17 protein-coding genes are annotated in these 20,315 nt (G+C 65.3%); 7 read left to right on the forward strand and 10 right to left on the reverse strand.

Annotated elements, in window-relative coordinates; all coding sequences use genetic code 11:
* Nucleotides 1–152: 152 nt before the first annotated feature.
* The gene (locus tag BJL86_RS09085) at nt 153–689 is read left to right on the forward strand and encodes a hypothetical protein (RefSeq protein ID WP_067471727.1); all 537 of its coding nucleotides are present in this window, start codon (nt 153–155) and stop codon (nt 687–689) included.
* A 31-nt stretch (nt 690–720) separates the two neighbouring features.
* Nucleotides 721–1,122, forward strand: a complete 402-nt coding sequence (locus BJL86_RS09090) for a DUF4439 domain-containing protein (RefSeq protein WP_067471730.1) — start codon at nt 721–723, stop codon at nt 1,120–1,122.
* Between the two features lie 39 nt (nt 1,123–1,161).
* On the opposite strand, the gene BJL86_RS09095 is transcribed toward BJL86_RS09090, so the two are convergent.
* Nucleotides 1,162–2,907 (reverse strand): proline--tRNA ligase, encoded by a 1,746-nt coding sequence (locus tag BJL86_RS09095; RefSeq protein ID WP_067471733.1) that lies wholly within the window; start codon nt 2,905–2,907, stop codon nt 1,162–1,164.
* Nucleotides 2,908–2,985: 78 nt separating this feature from the next.
* On the opposite strand from BJL86_RS09095, the gene BJL86_RS09100 reads away from it, so the two are divergent.
* Together BJL86_RS09100 and BJL86_RS09105 are read left to right on the forward strand one after the other, a co-directional pair.
* Nucleotides 2,986–3,756 (forward strand): YaaA family protein, encoded by a 771-nt coding sequence (locus BJL86_RS09100; protein WP_067471735.1) that lies wholly within the window; start codon nt 2,986–2,988, stop codon nt 3,754–3,756.
* Nucleotides 3,757–3,874: 118 nt separating this feature from the next.
* Complete coding sequence (locus tag BJL86_RS09105; protein WP_067471738.1) at nt 3,875–5,227, forward strand: glycosyltransferase 87 family protein; 1,353 nt, start codon at nt 3,875–3,877, stop codon at nt 5,225–5,227.
* Here BJL86_RS09105 and cobA read toward each other — a convergent pair.
* The 5 genes from cobA to mqo form a co-directional block, all read right to left on the reverse strand.
* Complete coding sequence (gene cobA / locus BJL86_RS09110) at nt 5,224–6,399, reverse strand: uroporphyrinogen-III C-methyltransferase (RefSeq protein WP_067471741.1); 1,176 nt, start codon at nt 6,397–6,399, stop codon at nt 5,224–5,226. The genes BJL86_RS09105 and cobA overlap by 4 nt on opposite strands.
* Entirely contained in the window at nt 6,396–7,832 is a 1,437-nt protein-coding gene (locus BJL86_RS09115; protein WP_067471744.1) for a cobyrinate a,c-diamide synthase, read from the reverse strand. Before BJL86_RS09115 ends, cobA begins: the two co-directional genes overlap by 4 nt.
* Nucleotides 7,826–8,446, reverse strand: coding sequence for a cob(I)yrinic acid a,c-diamide adenosyltransferase (cobO, locus tag BJL86_RS09120; protein ID WP_067471747.1), 621 nt, complete (start codon nt 8,444–8,446; stop codon nt 7,826–7,828). Before cobO ends, BJL86_RS09115 begins: the two co-directional genes overlap by 7 nt.
* A 55-nt stretch (nt 8,447–8,501) precedes the next feature.
* The gene (locus BJL86_RS09125) at nt 8,502–10,604 is read right to left on the reverse strand and encodes an AAA family ATPase (protein ID WP_067471750.1); all 2,103 of its coding nucleotides are present in this window, start codon (nt 10,602–10,604) and stop codon (nt 8,502–8,504) included.
* Between the two features lie 128 nt (nt 10,605–10,732).
* Complete coding sequence (gene mqo / locus BJL86_RS09130; RefSeq protein ID WP_075844930.1) at nt 10,733–12,226, reverse strand: malate dehydrogenase (quinone); 1,494 nt, start codon at nt 12,224–12,226, stop codon at nt 10,733–10,735.
* A 131-nt stretch (nt 12,227–12,357) separates the two neighbouring features.
* On the opposite strand from mqo, the gene BJL86_RS09135 reads away from it, so the two are divergent.
* Nucleotides 12,358–13,410, forward strand: a complete 1,053-nt coding sequence (locus BJL86_RS09135; protein ID WP_197487519.1) for an alpha/beta hydrolase — start codon at nt 12,358–12,360, stop codon at nt 13,408–13,410.
* A gap of 41 nt (nt 13,411–13,451) precedes the next feature.
* Nucleotides 13,452–14,852, forward strand: a complete 1,401-nt coding sequence (mtr, locus tag BJL86_RS09140; protein WP_067471756.1) for a mycothione reductase — start codon at nt 13,452–13,454, stop codon at nt 14,850–14,852.
* Nucleotides 14,853–14,865: 13 nt separating this feature from the next.
* Here mtr and BJL86_RS09145 read toward each other — a convergent pair whose 3' ends face one another.
* From BJL86_RS09145 to BJL86_RS09160, 4 genes are all read right to left on the reverse strand, one after another.
* Nucleotides 14,866–16,359: a cobyric acid synthase gene (locus tag BJL86_RS09145; protein ID WP_067471799.1), complete on the reverse strand. Its 1,494-nt coding sequence runs from the start codon at nt 16,357–16,359 to the stop codon at nt 14,866–14,868.
* Nucleotides 16,360–16,417: 58 nt separating this feature from the next.
* Complete coding sequence (gene map / locus BJL86_RS09150) at nt 16,418–17,329, reverse strand: type I methionyl aminopeptidase (protein WP_067471802.1); 912 nt, start codon at nt 17,327–17,329, stop codon at nt 16,418–16,420.
* 69 nt (nt 17,330–17,398) lie between these two features.
* Entirely contained in the window at nt 17,399–18,268 is an 870-nt protein-coding gene (locus BJL86_RS09155) for a GNAT family N-acetyltransferase (RefSeq protein ID WP_075844932.1), read from the reverse strand.
* A gap of 124 nt (nt 18,269–18,392) precedes the next feature.
* On the reverse strand, nt 18,393–19,610 hold the full coding sequence (locus BJL86_RS09160) for a M50 family metallopeptidase (RefSeq protein ID WP_067471762.1): 1,218 nt from the start codon (nt 19,608–19,610) through the stop codon (nt 18,393–18,395).
* A gap of 307 nt (nt 19,611–19,917) precedes the next feature.
* Here BJL86_RS09160 and BJL86_RS09165 point away from each other — a divergent pair, with 307 nt between their 5' ends.
* Nucleotides 19,918–20,238 carry a DUF2631 domain-containing protein gene (locus BJL86_RS09165; protein ID WP_067471765.1) on the forward strand — a complete coding sequence of 107 codons (321 nt, stop codon included), beginning with the start codon at nt 19,918–19,920 and terminating at the stop codon, nt 20,236–20,238.
* The last annotated feature ends 77 nt before the right edge of the window (nt 20,239–20,315 follow it).

Raw genomic sequence — 20,315 nt, forward strand, 5'->3', positions numbered from 1 at the left:
CCCCTTTCGTATGCTCGTATGAGTGCCGAGCTTACCGGCCCCGCCTCACAGGGCCACGCACCCGCAGGCGGTAAACAAGTGCGATGGAATGGCCGTAAGGTGCCTCCCGGCACCGACCGCTCCCCAAACGAACCGAACCGAGGAGATTCACGATGAGGCACAGTCCCGGGCCGACCCGCCGCGAACTGTTCAAACTCGTCGGACTCGCAGCGGGTATCGCGGTCGTCGGCGGTTCGGTCGCCGGGTGTGGGGAGCTCGATTCCGAGCAGCAGAACGTGCTCGTGGATTCGTGGCGTATGTCGCGTTCGGATATCGCACTGGCGGAATCTGCGCGCGAACAGTTCGGCCCCGAGTCCGCTGAATACGGCGCCCTCGATCGCGTAATCGAGGCGCGCACCGTGCACCGCGATGCGCTCGTCGAGGCTCTCAAGGCCGCCGGAGAGGAGTTGCCGCAAGAATACTCCGAAGGTGAAGGCGAGGGTGAAGACACGGCCGCCCCTGCCCCGGAGAGCGGCGAGCCGGCCACACTGGATCAGGTCGTCGAGGCGCTCACGGCCTCGAGCCGGACGGCCCGGGAAGCCGCAGCGATCCTCGAGGGTTACCCGAGCGCGCTGGCCGGCTCGGTCGGCGCTGCATGTAGCGCGTTGGCCCAGGTCTCGCTCGGCGTGGCGCTGGGCCTGACGCAGTAGGACGAAGAGGAAAAAGGGAGCTCACGCATACATGACGAACTTCGACGGCATCCGCTCCGAACACGCGGCCGCCTACGGCTATGGGCTCATCCTCCCGCTCGCGGATTCGTCCATCAACGCCGCGTGCCGGCGGATGCTCGAACAGCACCGCTCGCTCGCGGACCGCGCCCAGTTGCTTTGGCCGGAGGCTCCCCCGGCGGAGGCCGGATACAGCACGAGCGAAGCGCTCGAGACGTCGTGGGATGCGCTGATCTTCGCCGTCAGACTCGAATCGGATGCATGCGAGGGTTGGGCCTCGCAACTGGCCGCCGAGGATCAGACAGAGGAGCAGCGCGCTTTCGCGGCCGAGGCCTTGGAGAAGGCGACGGTCCAGATGGCAAGGTGGCGTAACATCATCCCCGGAGCCCCGTTCTCCCCGCTTCCCGGCCTGTAGCAGTCGTCCGGCGGGGAGCCCGCGGCCGCGAATGCGCTCCTAGCCACGCAGCGTCGCGATGATCGCATCGGCGGCACCGTCCACGGGGACCTGAGTGACCTCGCCGGTCGCGCGTTCGCGAAGCTCGACGGTGCCCTCGGACCAGCCGCGTCCGACCACGACGACCCACGGCATGCCCACGAGCTCGGAGTCCTTGAACTTCACGCCCGGCGAGGCCTTGCGGTCGTCGAACAAGACCTGCAGTCCTGCCTCGTCGAAGGCCTCCGCGAGCTCCTCGGCGCCGCGCGCGGCCTCCTCGTCCTTGTTCGCGATGACGACGTGCACGTCGAATGGTGCCGCCGCGGCCGGCCACGACAGCCCCTTCCCGTCCGCGCGCTGCTCGGCAAGAACTGCCATCAGGCGGGACACGCCGATGCCGTAGGAACCCATCGTCACCCGCGCCGGTTTGCCATCTTCACCGAGAACGTCGAAACCGAAGGCGTCGGTGTACTTGCGGCCGAGCTGGAAAATGTGGCCGATCTCGATTCCGCGCTGCAGAGTCAATGTGCCGGAGCCGTCCGGCGCCGGATCGCCCTCGCGCACCTCTGCGGCCTCGATGGTGCCGCTCGGGGTGAAGTCGCGTCCGCAGACGAGATCGACGACGTGTCGGTTCGGCTCATCGGCGCCGGAAATCCACGCCGTGCCCATAACGATGCGCGGGTCTACAAGGAACCGAACCTCGTTGCGCTCGAGCCCGCGGGGACCGATGTATCCCTTGACCAGGAACGGATTGTTCTTGAAGTCCTCCTCGTCGAGGAGCTCCACGGTCGCGGGTTCGAATGAGGCCTCGAGACGCTTCATGTCCACCTCGCGATCGCCCGGCACGCCGATGCCGACGAGTTCGGGCTCCTTCCCGGGCTCGGTGACCTTCACCATGACGCACTTGAGCGTGTCGGCTCCCGTGACGGTACGGCCGAGGTCAGCGGCATTGGCCCACTCGACCAGCGCGTCGATCGTCGTCGCGTCCGGGGTGTCGTGCACGACCGCCTCGGGCGTGGCGGCGTAGTCCAGGGCCTCGGGGGCCGGGGTCGTCACCGCCTCAACGTTCGCGGCGTAGTCGCCGCCGGTCGAGCGGACGAAGGTGTCTTCGCCGGCGGGAGCGACGGCGAGGAACTCCTCCGACGCCGAACCGCCCATCGCCCCTGAGGTTGCCTTGACGATCACGTAGTCCACTCCGAGGCGGTCGAAGATGCGCTGGTACGCGCCGCGGTGTGCCTCATACGACCGGTCGAGCCCGGCATCGTCGACGTCAAAGGAATACGAGTCCTTCATCACGAACTCACGGCCGCGCAGGATGCCGGCTCGGGGACGTTCCTCGTCGCGATATTTCGTCTGGATCTGGTACAGCGTCGCGGGCAGATCCTTGTAGGAGGAGTACTCACCCTGCACGGTGAGCGTGAACAGCTCCTCGTGCGTCGGGCCGAGCAGCATGTCCGCGCCCTTGCGGTCCTTGACGCGGAACAGCGACGGGCCGTACTCCGTCCAGCGGTTGCTCTTCTCGTACGGCTCGCGCGGCAGCAGAGCGGGCAGGAGGATCTCCTGGCCGCCGATGGCGTTCATCTCCTCGCGCACGATGTCCTCGATGCGGCGGAGAGTGCGCAGGCCAAGCGGCAGCCAGGAGTACACACCTGGCGCGACCCGGCGCACATAACCGGCACGAACCAGCAGCTTATGGCTGATCACCTCGGCATCGGCGGGATCGTCGCGAAGGGTACGGAGGAACAAATGAGATAGGCGCTCAATCACGGTTACCCAGGTTATCCGCAGCGCCGCCCCGCCGCCCACCAGACCCCGCAATTCGCCGCGCGACTATTCTTGACGATCGTGCGTATTCTGCTTCCCCCTTCGGAAACAAAGTCCTTCGGCGGTTCGGGGGCTCCCCTCGACGTCGAGGCGATGCACTTCGCCGAACACCACGGGATGACGTCGCTGCGCCGCGATCTCATCTCCGAACTGTCCGCACTGTGCGCAGGACCCGCAGCGCCTGCCGCGAAGGCGCTCGGCCTGTCGGAGAAACAGGCGCCGGCCGAGCTCGAGGCCAACGCCGAGCTGCTGTCCGCCCCGACGGCACCGGCGATTACGCGCTACACCGGCGTCCTGTACGACGCCCTCGACTTCGGCTCCCTGACCAAGGCTCGCAAGGACCGCGCACGCAGCACCATTCTCGTGGGCTCGGCGTTATTCGGTCTCGTCGGTGCCGACGATCAGATCCCGCATTACAGGCTCAGCGCCTCGTCGTCATTGCCGAAAGGCGGCACCCTACGGAGCCGGTGGGCAGGACCGTTGACCGAGGCAGTGGCGGATTTCGGGGAGGAGCTCGTCGTCGACCTGCGCAGCGGGGGCTATCGCGCGCTCGGACCAGTACCCGGTGCTGTGACGGTCGACGTGGTCAGCGTGTTGCCCGACGGCAGCCGCAAGGTGATCACCCACTTCAACAAGAATTACAAGGGCGCGCTCACTCGAGCGCTTGTGTCCTCGCGCGCGAACATCGATGACGTGAAATCGCTTCGCCGCGCGGCGTCGAAGGCCGGTATCGATCTCGCCGCCGAAGGAGACAACGCCCGCGCACTCACCATGCTGCTGCACGAACAATAAACACACCCCTAACGAATTCTTCGGCAACTCCTGGCGCGTCTGGCCTCGCCTCGGGGGTCGAAGGTGTATTCCACAAAAGGTAAGTAACCAATTACTTCCGGAGTGCGATTCACCTCTCATGCCCACGTATCGCGAGCGCTTCGTTTCCCGGCCCGAGCCGGAGGCAACCCGGCGGGACCGGGTTCTCCCCCGCATGCTTCTCGTCGTGCTCGGGGTCACCTGCGTTCTCGCCCTCGCCTTCCTGGTGACGTTCCCCGACGACCAGCTGCCGTATTGGGGAATCTACAACCTGGTCACCGACCTGCACGTCTATCGCTGGGGTGGAGAGTTCGTCCACGCCGGGCTGCCGCTCTACGACGGTCTTATCCATTCCCTCGACCCGGGGCAGAGCTGGCGCGGACCGATGCCGTACACATACACGCCGTTCTCTGCGGCGCTGTTCGTGGTCCTCGCGAACCTGTCTTTCCAGCTCATGGAGGCGTCCTGGCTCGCGCTCAACGTGGCGTCGACCGTGGTCGTGTGTTGGACGATGCTCACGTGGCTCGGCTATCGCCGCGATCTCCGACTCGTCTGGGCATCGGTGTTCTTCGCGGGAACCATGGTCTTCGTCGAGCCCGTTCGGACGACGCTGTGGCTAGGTCAAATCAATTTGGTGCTGCTCGCACTCATGGTTCTCGATGCCTCGGGCCGAGGAGTCTTTCGCGGGTCGCTCACAGGAATTGCCGCGGGCATCAAGCTCACCCCCGGGTTCATGTGGATCCATTACCTCGTCACCAAGCAGTACCGCACCGTACTCGCAGGCGGCGCGGCCTTCGTCGGCACGATCGTCATCGGTGCCATCGCCGCGCCGAGCTCCTCGCTGGGGTATTGGACCGGCGGACTCTTCGAGGCCGAGCGCATCGGCGATGTGGCCGCACCAAGTAACCAGTCGATCAGCGGGGTTCTCGCGTGGTACATCTTCGATGACGCCACGCCTCGCTGGGCGTGGCTCATCGCAGCGCTCATCTGTGCCGCCGTCGGGCTCGGTGTGGCCTATCGCGTGCACTTTCGGGGCCAACCGCAACTGGCGTTCGTCCTGTCGGGCATGACGGGCTGCGTCGTGTCCCCGTTCTCCTGGGGGCACCACTGGGTCTGGTTCGTTCCCCTCATGGTCGTGCTCGTGCACCTTCTGCTCGAACGGGCACGCCGCGGCTGGGCTCTGCTCGCGTGGCTACTCCCCTTTGCGCTCTACTTTCTGGTCGGCGCATGGACATTCACGTTCGAAGCGGCCGAGCAGCCCGAGGGCGTCTGGGTGGGCACGGGGTGGTTCATGTCGGCACAGGCTCTCAACGAGCCCTTCGGCATCGTCCTGCGAGAGCCGTATCTCGTGGTCTGGATTCTCACCATGATCGGCGCGTGGCTACTCGTGCGCCGAGCACCCACGAGCGTGGCCGGCTCGCACTCCGCTATCAACAAGACGAACGCCGGCTAGAGCCGGTCGGGCGCCAAAACCTGCGGCAGACCGGCGACCTCGCCGATCACGATGATCGCCGGAGGAACGACGTTCTCCGCAGCCATGACCTCCCGCAGGCTCGCCAGAGTGGCATCGACTCGCCGCTCGGTGGACAGCGACGCCGACTCGATGATCGACACCGGGGTATCTGCAGGTCGTCCGCCCTCGATCAACGCATCGGCGATCGCGGGTCCGTTCTTCACCGCCATGAGAAGCACGACAGTGCCGCGCATCGCCGCGACAGCCGGCCAATTGACCAGTGACTTCTCGTGCCCCGGCGGCACGTGGCCTGAGATTACGGTGACCTCGTGGGTCACCCCGCGATGGGTGACCGTCACCCCGCCGAGCGCCGGGCCTGCGAACGCGCTGGTCACGCCCGGAACGACGAATGTGGGAATGCTGTGTTCGGCGAGCGCGAGCGCCTCTTCATAGCCGCGCCCGAACAGGAAATTATCCCCGCCCTTGAAGCGAACCACGAACTTCCCCGCCTTCGCGTGCTCGATCATCGCTTCGTTGATCGCCTGCTGGGCCATCTGCCGCCCATACGGGATTTTTGCCGCGTCAATGATTTCCGTACCGGCAGGCACGTCAGCGAGCACCCGCTGCGGCGCAAGCCGATCGGCAATGATGACGTCGGCCTGCATGAGCAATTCGCGGCCGCGGAGTGTGAGCATCCCGTCATCGCCCGGCCCGCCGCCGACGAGCGCGACCGTACCCTTGAGCTCCTCGGCAACTCCAACACTGCCGTCTCCACCGTTCCTCAGCTCCGCGTCTGCCCGCGCCACGGGAATGCGGGCGCTCCGGACTGCAGCTACGATGGCCTCGGGAAATGCGCCCGCCTCCGCTCCCTCGATCGCAGGTTCATCTCCGGTGACCACGAGAAGCCCTGCGCCCTCGAGAACCGAATCCGACCACGTATCGCGGTGGACACGGACTCCCCCGGGAAGTTCTTCCAGAGTCGCGCGGACGTCTGCGGCAACGATGGTCACCGAGGCGCCGGCGTCAACCAGCGACGGCACCACACGATGCGCGCCCCGCCCGCCGCCGAGAACGACGACGTCGATTCCGGACACGTCTATGGGAGCGGAAAATGGTGCGGTCGCAGAACTCGAGGAGTTCGAGCCGGATCCGGGGGCAGCGGAAATGTTCACCCACCAAGCCTAAAGTTTTGCCCCGCCTGGACCAATCGGGAGACCAGCGAAGGCGCGCCGGCGGGGTGTACGTGCAGATAGGAGCCGTGAATCGACTGTGTGACATGCCCCTCACGCACGGGAGTCCCAGCCGTCGTATCGCGCCAACCCCAGGCGGCGGCATGTCCTGGCGCCTCGTTGTCTTCGCCCATGACGGCGGAGGTGCGGTGGAACTCGTGGCCGACGACTCTCTCGCCTGCCTCGAACATCGGCGAGGAAGTGATCGCCACAGCGTCGCGATACCCGAGGGTCAATCGACGGGAGAACTCGAATCGCTCCGCAACGACCCCAACCATCGCGTGTCCGTCGAGGCTGCGGCCGAGATACGCGTACCCGCCACATTCCGCATACACCGGCAGACCCCGATCGATCGCCCCCCGAATCTGCTCGCGGGTACCGATGTTCGCCTCGAGCTCGGCTGCGTGTTCCTCGGGGTATCCACCGGGCAGGAACAACGCGTTCGCGCTCTCGGGAAGTGGGTCGGAGCGCGGGTCGAACCACGCAATCGACGCTCCTCGGGCCAGCAGCATCTCGACCCATTCGGCATAGAGGAAACCGAATGCCGGCCCTTTCGCGATGGCGATAACTGGCCGCTCGGAATCTCCTTCAACGTCGCCGGAAACAACAACCGTCGCATCCTCTACATCCGTATCGGCGCGCCAAGTCCGTCCTTCTACATATGTAGCGGCGAGTCTTTGCACTGCGTCGATGTCGACGTGGCTGGCCATCGCGTGGCCCATTGCCGCTATCGAGCGCTGCGCTTCCGCCAGCGCGTCCGGAGTCATCAGCCCAAGGTGCCGCGATGGTACGGACAGCTCGAGGTCCCTTGGAACCGCGCCGATCACGGGCACTCCGACCGACTCACACGCATCGGAGAGGATCGCGGTATGCCGGTCGGAACCGATCTGATTGAGGATCACCCCGGCAATGTGGGTGCCGGGCGCAAAGGTCGCGTACCCGCGTACGAGAGCGGCGACGGATTGACTGTGTCCGCGGGCGTCGACGACCAGAAGCACGGGCGCACCGATTTCACCGGCGACGTGCGCGGTGGAACCGAACCCGGAAACCCCGTCCGGCGCGAGGTGCGTGATGCGCCCATCGAAAAGGCCCATCACGCCCTCGATGACAGACACGTCCGCCCCTGCGCTGCCGTGGGCGTAGAGCGGAGCGATCCGCGCGGCCCCCTGGAGGTTGGCGTCGAGATTGCGCCCTGGGCGTCCAGTGGCAAGGCCGTGAAATGTGGGATCGATGAAGTCGGGACCGACCTTGAACGGCGCGACGGTCCGCCCACCGGCGGCAAGCGCGGCCATGAGCCCTGTCGCGACCGTCGTCTTCCCATTTCCGGACGCCGGGGCCGCGATGACGACGGCGCCCGGTATCGGCGCGTCTACCACTCGATGCCCTTCTGGCCCTTGCGGCCGGCCTGCATCGGGTGCTTGACGAGCGACATTTCGGTCACGAGATCAGCGACCTCGATGAGCCCCTCGGGTGCGTCTCGCCCGGTGATGAACACGTGTTGCCGCCCGGGACGAGAACGCAACGTCTCCGCGACATCCTCGACGTCTATCCAGCCCCATTTCAGCGGGTAGGTGAACTCGTCGAGAACGTAGAAATCGTGCTGCTCCGCGGCCAGCCGGCGCTTGATCTCCTCCCAACCGTCGACGGCGTCCGCGGCATGGTCGGACTCATCGCCCTTCTTGCGGCTCCACGACCACCCCGAGCCCATCTTGTGCCACTCCACCGCTCCGCCGAGCCCCTCGGCGTCGTGCAGCTCGCCGAGCCGGAGGAACACCTCCTCCTCGCCGATCTTCCACTTCGCGCTTTTGACGAACTGGAAAACCGCGATGTTCATCCCCTGGTTCCACGCCCGCAGAGCGGTGCCGAAAGCGGACGTCGACTTGCCCTTGCCCTTGCCCGTGTGCACGGCGGTCACCGGCAGCATCCGCCGCTGCCGCGTGGTCAGCCCGTCGTCGGGAACCTGGTCCGGATCGAGTTGTCCCTGTGGCATGTGGCGCCCCTTTCCTTCACCGGCGAATAGTTCATTGAAGCTTATGACGTCGGACCTAGTGACTGCGCACGAGTTCGGTGATCCCGCCCTCGCTCAGCCCGTCGAGCGGGACCACCGGAGCGCCCATGGCGCGCGCGAGCCTTCCCGCGGTCCCGAGCCGGACCCTGCCGGCCTCGCAATCGATCACGACCGGTGCAACGTGCGCCATCGCCCCCAGGTGCCTGGCCTCTGCCAGTGCGCGAGCGCGGGCGTCCTTGCCGGCGGTGGCGCGGCCGTCGGTGAGCATGAGAACGATGGCGCGCCGTGCCGGATCCCGAAGCCGATACACCGAGAGCATCCGGCGCGTCTCCGCGATCCCCTCGGCTAGCGGGGTGCGCCCGCCCGTCGGGGCATTGCCGAGCGATGCGACCGCGAGGTCCACCGAACGCGTCGGTGCGAGCGCGACCGAGGCGCCGTGCCCGCCCGCCGTCACGACGCCGACAACGTCCCGCCGAACGTAGGCGTCGCGCAGCACGGCGACGGCGGAGCGTGCGACGAGCTCGAGGCGCCGGCGTGCGGCCATGGAGCCGGAGGTATCGACGAGAAAGACGACGAGATCGCCCGACCGGCCGATTCGCTGGGCGTATCGCAGGTCCGCCCCGTGCACGGTCAATGGTGAGCTAATCCCCGCCTCGTGGCGCTCCCTGGCGTTGCGCTGCGCTGCCGAGCGCACGGTGTGAACGAGATCCAGACGGGACCCACGCGCATCCGCAGCGGATCGCACCGAACGGCCGGACGACGTGATCGCTTTCGAACGGCGTCCGCGCGCGCCGCTACCGGTTCCGGCGAAGCGAAACAGCAACGGGCGTGAACCGTGATTGCCCTGCAGGTCGACGCCCTGGAGTGCGCGGCCGACGGGGCCGTCAGTGGCCGAGTCCGGTTCAGCGTGCTCCGCGTCCTTCGTGCGCGGGTTCTCCTCGGTTTCGGCGGGATCGGCACCGGCGGCGTCATCCTGGGGTGTCGGTCGCGGGGGCGGACCATCGGTGGGACCGCCGGGAGGGCCGGATCCGTCGGAATCGTCGCCGGACTCGCCGTCCGGTCCTTCCTCGCTTCCGTCGTCACCGCCTTCCTGGGTGGCGGTGGCGGTGTCGCCCGCATCGGAAGCATCGAGCTGGCCCTGATCGTCTTCGCCGTCGTCTTCGTCTTCGTCTTCGAGCTCGGAGAGCTGACGGCGAGCCGTCTCGAATGCTTCGTCGAGCTCGGCCTCGGACATCCCTGTCGGGTCGAACGGATCGCGCCGGCGGCGATGCGGGAGGACGAAGCTCGCCACCGCGCGGACGTCTGCCTCGGTCACCTCGCTGCGTCTTTCGAGCACGGCGTGGGCCTTCGCGGCCCGTGCACAGACCACATCGGCGCGGAGCCCCTGCACATCGGTCTCGAGGCAGACGAGTGCGATACGGCGAAGTTCGCGGGTGGGTACGTCGACGTCGGCGAGGCGAGTACGGGCATCAACGATGCGAGCGGAAAGCTCCGACTCCGCATCCGAATACTCTTCGGCGAATGCGGCCGGATCCGTTTCGAAGGCGAGGCGCCGCGTGATGACCTCGACGCGCTCCGCGGCATCACCCGGCGCCGTCACCTCGACGGACAGCCCGAAGCGGTCGAGAAGCTGCGGGCGGAGCTCACCCTCCTCCGGGTTCATCGTGCCGACCAACGCGAACCGGGAGTCGGCCGACGCCGAGACCCCATCGCGCTCGACGGAGACCTGACCGGTTGCGGCGGCGTCGAGAAGCACGTCGACGAGGTTGTCGGCGAGCAGGTTCACCTCGTCGACGTACAGCACACCGCCATCAGCGGCGCTGACGAGCCCAGACTGCAGCCGGGCCGATCCATCGGCGACCAGACTCTGGACATCGACGGAACCGATCACTCGGTCTTCGGTGGCGCTGAGCGGCAATTCGACGAACGCCCCGCGCTCGCCTGGTGCGTGGCCGGGCAGGAGATCGGCAAGCCCGCGGACCGCGGTGGTTTTCGCTGTTCCCTTCTCACCCTGGATGAGAACACCGCCCAATCGTGGATCGACAGAAAGCAATAGCAACGCCATCCGCAGAGCGGATTGGCCGACGATGGCGGTGAACGGGAACTGTTCTCTGCGCCCCGCTACTTTCTCATTGCTCACGACTCGCGCTCCTGACTTCGGGCCAATATGCCGCACGCCTTTAGATACTCGGCGTATTGGTGAGGGCGGCAGGGTCCCGGCTACCTACCGGGCACCTGCCGCCCCCTCCTGAGAATTGTGCTCGCGGACTACGATTCGAGCTTGAGCGCCTTTTGCGAACGCTCGAACTGCTCATTGAACAGGGTCACGTCCTCCGAAAGCGAGCGGCCATAGGACGGAACCATCTCCTTGATCGCGGCATCCCACGTCGCCATGCGGTCGGGGAAGCAGCGGCTCAGAACGTCGAGCATCGCGTCGACCGCGGTCGAGGCGCCCGGGGATGCACCGAGGAGTCCCGCGATCGAGCCATCGGAAGAGTTGACGACGGCGGTACCGAACTCCAGCGTTCCGCCGGTCTTCTTGTTCGGCTTGATGACCTGCACGCGCTGGCCGGCAATGACCTTCTCCCAGTCGCCGGATTCGGCGCTCGGCATGAACTCGCGCAGCGTCTCGACGCGCTTCTCGTGCGTCTTGGCGAGCTCGGTGACGAGATACTTGACCAGGCCGAGCTCGGTAACGCCTACACCCGCCATGGACAGGAAGTTGTTCGGGCGGACGGACAGCGGGAGGTCGGTGAATTTGCCGCGCTTGAGGAACTTCGGGGTCCAGCCGGCGAACGGGCCGAAGAGGAGGGCGCGCTTGCCGTCGATGATGCGGGTGTCGAGGTGCGGCACCGACATCGGCGGAGCGCCCACGGCGGCCTGCCCGTACACCTTCGCGTTGTGCTGTTCGACGAGCTCCTCGTTCGTGCACCGGAGCCACTGCCCGCCGACCGGGAAGCCGCCGATTCCGCGGATCTCCGGGATGCCGGACTTCTGCAGCAGGTGCAGGGCACCTCCGCCTGCGCCGACAAAGACGAACTTCGCGTTGATCGTGTGCTCCTCGTCGAGCGCACGATTGACGTATCGCACCTTCCACGAACCATCAGTGCTGCGCTCGAGGTTCTTGACCTCGGCCTGGTACCTGACATCGGTTCCCGTGCGTGCCAGGTAACCGAGCAGCTGACGGGTGAGGGCACCGAAGTTCACGTCGGTGCCGCCCTTGATGTGGCTGAGGGCGACCTTCTCATCGGGATTGCGATCCTTGCCGACGAGGGGGACGAGTTTACTGATCTCGTCGATGTCCTCGGTGTGCTCGAGCGTTTCGAACAGTGGGTGCTTGCTCAGTAATTCGAAACGCTTACGCAGGTACTTCTGCCCCTCTTCGCCGCGAACGAAGCTCATGTGGGCGACGGGGTTGATCCACTCGGACGGATCGCCGAGCAGGTTGTTCTCAACGCCGAAGGACCAGAACTGGCGCGACACCTGGAACTTCTCGTTCACGCCGACGGCCTTGGAGATGTCGACACCGCCGTCCCCGGTCTTGGGGGTGTAGTTGAGCTCGCACAGTGCCGAGTGGCCCGTACCGGCGTTGTTCCACGCGTCCGAGGATTCCTGCGAAGGCCCGTTGAGCCGCTCGAGGATCTCGATCGACCAGTCCGGCTGCAGTCGGCGCAGCAGAGCACCGAGCGTCGCGCTCATAACGCCTGCACCGATGAGAACAACGTCTGTATTCGTTTGCTTATTGCCCTGTGGGACCGTCACTGGCAGCCATCCTCGTACGCTATCGATTTCGGTAATTTTGCGCCCACGAATTCCGGCGTCTACCGCCGAGTTGTGGTGCGCACACGTCTCTTAGCGTACTCACACCGATGTGTGGTCGGTACCGTGGTGGTGTGCAAGGAATCTCACACCACGCCCTCGACGCCGATAAGACGCCTCGAACAGGCAAAACAGGCGACGCAGTACTCGGGGATTGGGGATCCGACCGGCTGGGAGCGGACTTCTCGGCGCTGTCGATCGATCTCGGGGACGATCCGGAGGGCGAAGGCCCCATTACCGCCACCCTCGTGCGGTACGATCCCGCGCTGCGCGAAGACCCACGAGCGGTGGTGCTGTGGGTGCACGGCTTCACCGACTACTTCTTCCACTCGCACGTCGCCGAACGACTCGCCGACGAGTCCATCGCCACCTACGGTCTCGATCTGCGCAAGTGCGGACGGTCACTCCGGCCGGGCATGAGCGCGCATTACTCGACGAACCTCGCCCGATACGGTGACGAGCTCGACGCGGCCATTGCCGCCATTCGCGCGGACACCTCCGCGCCCATCGTGCCGATCTGCCATTCCACCGGCGGGCTCATCGTGCCGCTGTGGCTGGCGAATCGCCAAGATGCCGGCGCGCCCGCGGACATCGCCGGTCTCGTCCTCAATAGCCCTTGGCTGGAGTTTGACGTCGACGCATTCGTGCCATTCAAGGCGAGCCGGATCATGCCTGCAGTCGACGCGTTGATCGCCGCCCTCGGCACGCTCGTGCCAAAGCGAGTCCTCCCCTTGCCAACGAACGAGACCTACGGATCCTCGCTCTCGTCCTCACGGCTGGGTGAATTCGATTACGAGCGAGCGCTCAAACCCATCGACAGCGCCGGCGTACGCCCGGGTTGGCTGGCGGCGGTACGGCGCGGGCAGCTACGTCTTCAAAAGGGGCTCGGCCTCGACCTACCCGTTCTGATGCTTCGCTCGGAGCGTTCGAGCAGGTGGCGTACCGACGCCGACCTCATCCTCGATGTCCGTTCGATGAAGAAGTTCGGACCAAGCATCTCCCGTCGCCTCACCGATGCCCCTCTCGCCGGTGCGCGTCACGACGTCATGCTCTCGACGATCGGCGTCCGCGAAAAAGCGGTGGCAGAGCTTATCGATTGGATGGACGCCAATTCGATCGGTGTGTGAGCACCTGACTACTTACCCAGCTAAAGGAGACACAACACAACATGTCCGGAAACACGGTCGACGAGCACTTCGACGTCATCATCATCGGCACCGGATCGGGTAACTCGCTGCCGAGCGAGGACTTCGCAGACAAGAAGATCGCCATATGTGAAGAATGGACTTTCGGCGGCACGTGCCTCAACCGTGGATGCATTCCGACCAAGATGTTCGTTTACCCGGCGGACCAGGCAGAGGCTGCGGCCACCAACTCCCGGCTCGGTATCGACACGCACTTCGGCGGGGCGAAGTGGTCCGAGATCGTCGACCGCATCTTTTCCCAACGCGTCGACAAGATCGCCGAAGGCGGCGAGAACTACCGCCGAAACGAATGCGACAACATCACCGTCTACGACGGGCACGCACGATTCGTCGGCCCTCGCACCATCGATACCGGCACCGGGTCCACCATCTCGGCGGACACGATCCTCATCGCTGCCGGCGCCCGCGTCGCCGTCCCTCACATCGTCACCGACTCCGGCATCGACTACCACACCAGCGACACGATCATGCGGATCCCCGAACCGCCTAAGTCCCTGGTCATCCTCGGATCCGGATACATTGCAGCCGAGTTCGCGCACGTATTCTCCGCATTCGGTACGACCGTGTCGGTGATCGGTCGTTCAGAGCACCTCCTCAAGCACACCGACACAACCATCAGCGAGGCGTTCACCGAAGCAGTGTCCGACAAGTGGGACCTGCACCTCGGCAAGACCCCGCAGCAAATATCCGCCCGCACCGACGGCACCGGAGCCCGCGTCGAATTCGCCGATGGCACGTTCGTCGAGGGCGATATGCTCCTCGTCGCCACGGGCCGCACGCCCAACGCCGACCTTCTCGACGCGAAGGCCGGAGGCATCGAGCTCGACGGCAACCGTGTCAGGGTCGACGAGTTCGGCCGCACATCGGCTGATGGCGTGTGGGCCATCGGAGACATCTCTTCCCCCTACCAGCTCAAGCACGTCGCGAACCACGAGCTGCGCGTAGTCCAGCACAATCTGCTCCATCCGGAGGATCTGCGCTCGTTCAATCATGACGTCGTGCCTTACGCGGTCTTCTCGTCTCCGCAGATCGCCGGCGCGGGAATGACCGAAATCGAGGCGCGAGATGCGGGTCTCGACATCACAGTCAAGGTGCAGCAGTACTCCGATGTCGCCTACGGCTGGGCAATGGTCGAACCGGTGGGCATCGTTAAGCTCATCGCGGACCGCACCACCGGACGCATCCTCGGCTCGCACGTCCTTGGACACGAGGCGTCGATCCTCATCCAACCGCTTGTCCAGGCGATGACCTTCGGACTGACCGTCCAGGACATGGCCCGCGGGCAGTACTGGATCCACCCCGCCCTCACCGAGGTCGTGGAGAACGCGCTCCTCGGCCTCGACTTTCCCGACCGCGGCTTCTAGGAGAGGTTTCCGGCTACCCTGTGCTCTGGGCATCGCGGTCGATGCGCAGGGTCGGCCCGAACCTGGCCGCGGCCGAGGCCATCTGCACGATCCGGTCCAAGTCCAGCGCAGCCTCAACAGCATCGGCCATGACGTCGACCTGGCGCATCCGCTCCGCCTCCACCTGCGTATCTGCCGCTACACAGAAGCCGGGGACTTGTGGCATAACCGCCTCGCGAAGGAATTCCCGTCGCCACTCGTCGTTCGCGAAAAGTCCGTGTATGTGGCTGCCGAAGACGCGGCCCACGCACGCGCCCTCTCCTCTGCCGTCGATCGCGTGGAACGCAGCCGCGTCGTTGCGTTGGACCTGCCCGTGGTGGATTTCGTAGCCCCGCACGCGTACCTCGCTGCCGAAGATCGTCCCCGCTGCGTCGATCGTGCGCACGGTCTTTTCGGGGGCGAACTTGATGTCCACCGGGAGGAGATCCAGCCCGGGCACAGGCCCCTGCGCGCCCCGGGCTTCGACGACGTCATCGATGTGGCGGGAGAGCATCTGGAACCCGCCGCAGATGCCGACGATCACCGCTCCCGCGCGCCGAGCCTCCTCGATGCCGGCGTCGATACCCCGCGCGCGGAGCCACTCGAGATCGGACACCGTCGACTTCGAACCGGGAAGGACGACGAGATCCGCCGTCGCCACCTCAGACGGCGAGTCCACCCAGCGCACCCGTACCCCGGGCTCCATGGCAAGCGCCTCGACATCTGTCGAGTTGGATAGTCGAGGTAGGCGGATCGCGGCGACGTCGAGCCACCGCTTTCCCTCGGGCGCGCGCGGCCGGCCGACCGTCGCACCAGGGGTGATGCCGAGGCCGTCCTCAGTATCGATCCACAGATCAGTGAGGAACGGGATCACGCCGAGCACGCCGCGACCAGTGGACTTTTCGACCCAGTCGAGGCCGGGCTTGAGCAAGGACAGCTCGCCACGAAACTTGTTGACGATGAAGCCGGCCACCCGCGATTGGTCCTCGGCTTCGAGAGCGGCGAGCGTGCCGAGGAAATGTGCCAGCACTCCCCCGCGGTCGATATCCCCCACGATGAGCACAGGCAGATTCGCCGACTCGGCGAGCCCCATGTTGGCGATATCGCTGTCGCGGAGATTGACCTCCGCGGCCGAGCCGGCGCCTTCGCAGAGAACGATGTCGAATGTCGCGCGAAGCTCGTCGAGCGCATCCGTCACGACTGTGCGCAGGTGGGCGCGCCGCTCGTGATAGTCGGCGGCGCTGATACTCCCGGACACCTTGCCTCGCACGACCACCTGCGAACGACGGTCCGAGCCGGGCTTGAGCAAAACCGGGTTGAACAGCGTGTTCGGCGCAAGACCGCATGCCTCCGCCTGGAGCGCCTGAGCTCGTCCGATCTCCCCGCCGTCCGCCGTCACTGCCGAATTATTCGACATGTTTTGCGCCTTGAATGGCGCGACCGAGATCCCGCGGCGCGCCAAAGCGCGGCAGAGCCCGGCCACCACCATCGATTTGCCGGCGTCGGAGGTGGTTCCGGCTATGAGGATGGCCGGCGCTGGCACGCGGCTACAGCTCCGGACCGAACGCCTCGATTCCGCCGCTGGGGACGGTGAGGATCTCGTAGGAATCCTCGGTGACGACGATGGTGTGCTCGAACTGAGCGGTCCACTTCTTGTCCCGGGTCGTTACGGTCCAGTCGTCATCCCATACTTCGTACGCGAGCTCGCCGAGGTTGATCATCGGCTCGACCGTGAGAGTCATGCCGGGCTCGAGCTGCTGATGGTCGCCATCGGTGTCGTAGTGCAGCACGATGAGCCCATTATGGAATGTCGGGCCCACACCGTGGCCGGTGAAGTCGCGGACGACGTTGTATCCGAAGCGTTTGGCGTAGGACTCGATGACCCGTCCGATGACGTTGATCTCACGGCCCGGGCGTATGGCCTTGATGCCGCGCATTGTTGCTTCGAGGGTGCGGGCCACGAGGTCGCGATGCTCTTGTGAGACGTCCCCGGCGAAGAACGTCGCGTTGGTGTCGCCGTGTACACCCTCGAAATATGCGGTGACGTCGACGTTGACGATGTCGCCGTCCTCGATGACGGTGGTATCAGGGATGCCGTGGCAGATGACCTCGTTGAGCGAGACACAGCACGACTTGGGAAACTCGCGGTATCCGAGAGTGGATGGATAAGCTCCGTGCGAGACGAGGTATTCGTGGACGACCCGGTCGACCTCGTCGGTTGTCACACCCGGGGCGATGGCCCTGCCCGCCTCCACGAGTGCATCTGCGGCGATGCGGCTGGCAACGCGGACCTTCTCGATGACCTCGGGCGTCTGCACCCACGGCTCGCCGATGGCCTCGGCGACGGAGTCCTTCCAGGCGTACTCGGGGCGCTCGATAGATGCGGGTACCTCGCGGATCGGCGTCGGCTTGCCCGGTGTGAGTGGAGCGCGGGTGGACGATACATTGGCGTCAGACATGAGTTCCATCGTATCCCCGCGACAACCGATGCGCCCATCTCGGTTCGCGCCAGGAAGCGTGATCGACCGCTAGAACATCACGGTTGCATAGTCTGCGACATGATCGAATCCGCAGCGCTCGTACACCCGGCGTGCGGCGGTGTTGTAGGAATTGACCACGAGCGAGGGCACCACGTTCTCGGCCCGCAGGATGCGGCACAGCGCGGCGACCGCGCTGCTTGCGACCCCGGTGCCGCGAACCATCGGGTTCGTCCACACACCTTGGATCGTGGCCGTGGAGTATTCGCGCCCTACGACGTCTACCTTGAACGCCACTTCTGCCCCATGGTCGAGGTCGCAGATCCACGTCTGACGGTTGAGAAGATAGCGATAGACGCGATGGTGGTAGGCGGCGGCGTAGGGAGCGGTGAGCGGGTTCGCCCCGAGCTCCTCCTCATACATCGACGCCGCCGCGGGCAGGACCCGGTCGATTTCGCCGGGAGAGGCGAGGCGCAGTGACCCCACTCGGGTACGGGCGTCCGACGTCATGGGTGCTGGCGTTGGGTCTTCGCACTGCATGAGCATCTGGGTCGGGCGAATGTCCTTGGCCGGACCCCACGACGGCTCGAGCGCGTCCCACAGGGGCAGGACATTCTCTGCACGGCCATGAATGGAAGCCTTCGTGTACCGGGCCGAGACCAGCGAGTCGGCGAACATGTCCGCATCGCCCGGCTGCATTCGGAACGGCACGATCCCGGCGCCGACGTAAAGCAGGCTCTTTTCCGGTTCGCTGCAGGAGAAGAAACTCGACACCACGCCACGCGGTGTGCGCCGCTCCTCGCGAATCCCGGCCACGATAGGCCCGGAGATCGGCGCCTCTTCCGCCAGGACCGGGAAAAGCACCGCTTGGTCATCCATATCCAAGCGGCGTGCCAGGCGAGGTTCGGCGTGAGTGGTCATGAGAATCGGGCCTTTCGCCGGCGGAGCTCGCCGGTCGGGCGTGGATTCATCTTAAACCGCCCTCCCACAGAACGCGTAACGAAAGCGGCAAAAAGATCTGCGCATGCGGCCGACTGGAACCGCGTTAGAGATTGAGCACCATCGGGTTGACGAAATCGGCAACGATGACAATGGCGCTGATCCCTATGAGGATCGCGAACACCCCCAGCGTGAGCGGCATGAGTTTCTCGTAATCGGCCGGTCCACCGGGTGCCAGGCCGCGCCGCTTACGCAGCGCGTCCCGAATCTTCTCGTAACAGATGACGGCGATGTGTCCGCCATCGAAAGGCACCAGCGGAATCAGGTTGAATCCGCCGATGAAGAAGTTGAGCGCGCCCAACAGGAGGAAGAACGACGCCCACATGCCGTGGTCGACGACCTGCCCGCCGATATGACTTGCACCGACGATCGACACCGGGCTGTCTTCTGCGCGCTCACCACCAAATATCGACTGGGCCACTCCCGGGATCTTGGACGGGAAGGACGCGATTCCCTTGGCGGTTTCGACCATGATGTAGCCGGTATAGTGCACGGTTCCGCCGATCGCGCTGACCGGGCCGTATTCGGTGATGCCTCGGTACCGGGGATCGTCGAGCACGTGTTGCGGAACGGCATCGCCGTCCAGCCTGATTCCGAGGACACCCTGTTGCGTCCCGTCGACCTCGCGAGAGGCGACGTCCGCCGTCAGATGCTCGGTGACGCCGCCGCGGTCCACGACGATTTCGACCTGCTGGCCCCCAAGGGACTCGACCGCGGTCGAGACGTCCGCCCACGAGGTGATGGGCACCGAATCGATTTCAACGAGCCGGTCGCCCGGCAGGACGCCCGCGTCACCGGCCGGGCCCGCACCGGTGCAGCCCTGCTCGATGCACTGGGTCTCCCCGACGACAGCCGGGATCTGGTCAACGGGAATGGGTTCCTGATCGATATTCGGCAGGCCCGCAGTGACAGCGACGCCGAAGAAAATGGCGAAGCCGAGGATGAAGTTCATGACGGGGCCGGCGAGCAGCACGATGATCCGCTGCCACGCCGGCTTAGAGTGCATCGCGCGCGGCTCGTCAGCCGGATCGAGTTCGTCGGAGGTCGTCATCCCGGCGATATCGCAGAACCCACCAACCGGCAGGGCCGCCAGCCCGTACTCGGTTTCCCCGCGCCGAAAGGCAAACACCTTCGGTCCCATGCCCACATAGAAGCGGCGCACGAGCATCCCGAAGTGGCGTGCGGTGGAAAAGTGCCCGTACTCGTGCCAGACGATCGACACGATGATGCCGAACGCGAAGAGCACGATCCCAAAGATCAACACGGTGAATAAGACCCCTTGTCTGCGCTAACCGAGTCCGTGGCGGGCGCAGCTGTACCGCCGACTACGTAAACGAACGGATTCCCAAAGTAGTTTCCGAATACCCGCGCCCGGCGGAGGCGCGGCCAGTCGCCGGTGGGTTCTACGTTTATTGTCCACCCGCATCGCGGATGTGCAACACGAGACAAGCGAGTACTCGGGGGGTCGATGACCCGATTCGTCGAGTTCATATGGGATACTCAGAGTCGACTGTCATGCCCGCACGAAGACATGACGCACAGATACTTCACTTTCAGGAGAAGAAGCAGCTATGAGTTCGAGCGACTCCGGTCACGTCAAGGAAATCGTCAGGAACGGCATCAGCTCGATCGACGAGCCGTCGGTGAACTGGGGTTGGCACGGGTTCAGCCGCAAGTTCGGCAACGCAGTCGGCGTCTCGTTCGCGGTTTTCATGCTGCTCATGCTTTTCGGTAACCACATCGGCAATGTCGAGAACATCTATCTCGTGTCCATTGCGGTCGCCGTGTTCGTGATCATGGCGATCGCGACCAAACCGCATCCGCCGCGTCATTCTCCGAAGCGCAACAAGATCTTCACTCCGACCGATCCGGCGCACTACGCCAATAACTAGGCGCAGCTGTTCGGAAAACTTCGAGACGAACACGCGCAAAGCGGCTCACCCTTTCTCCAAGGTGAGCCGCTTTTTCG

The organism is Dietzia timorensis (genome assembly GCF_001659785.1).
GTDB lineage: Bacteria > Actinomycetota > Actinomycetes > Mycobacteriales > Mycobacteriaceae > Dietzia > Dietzia timorensis.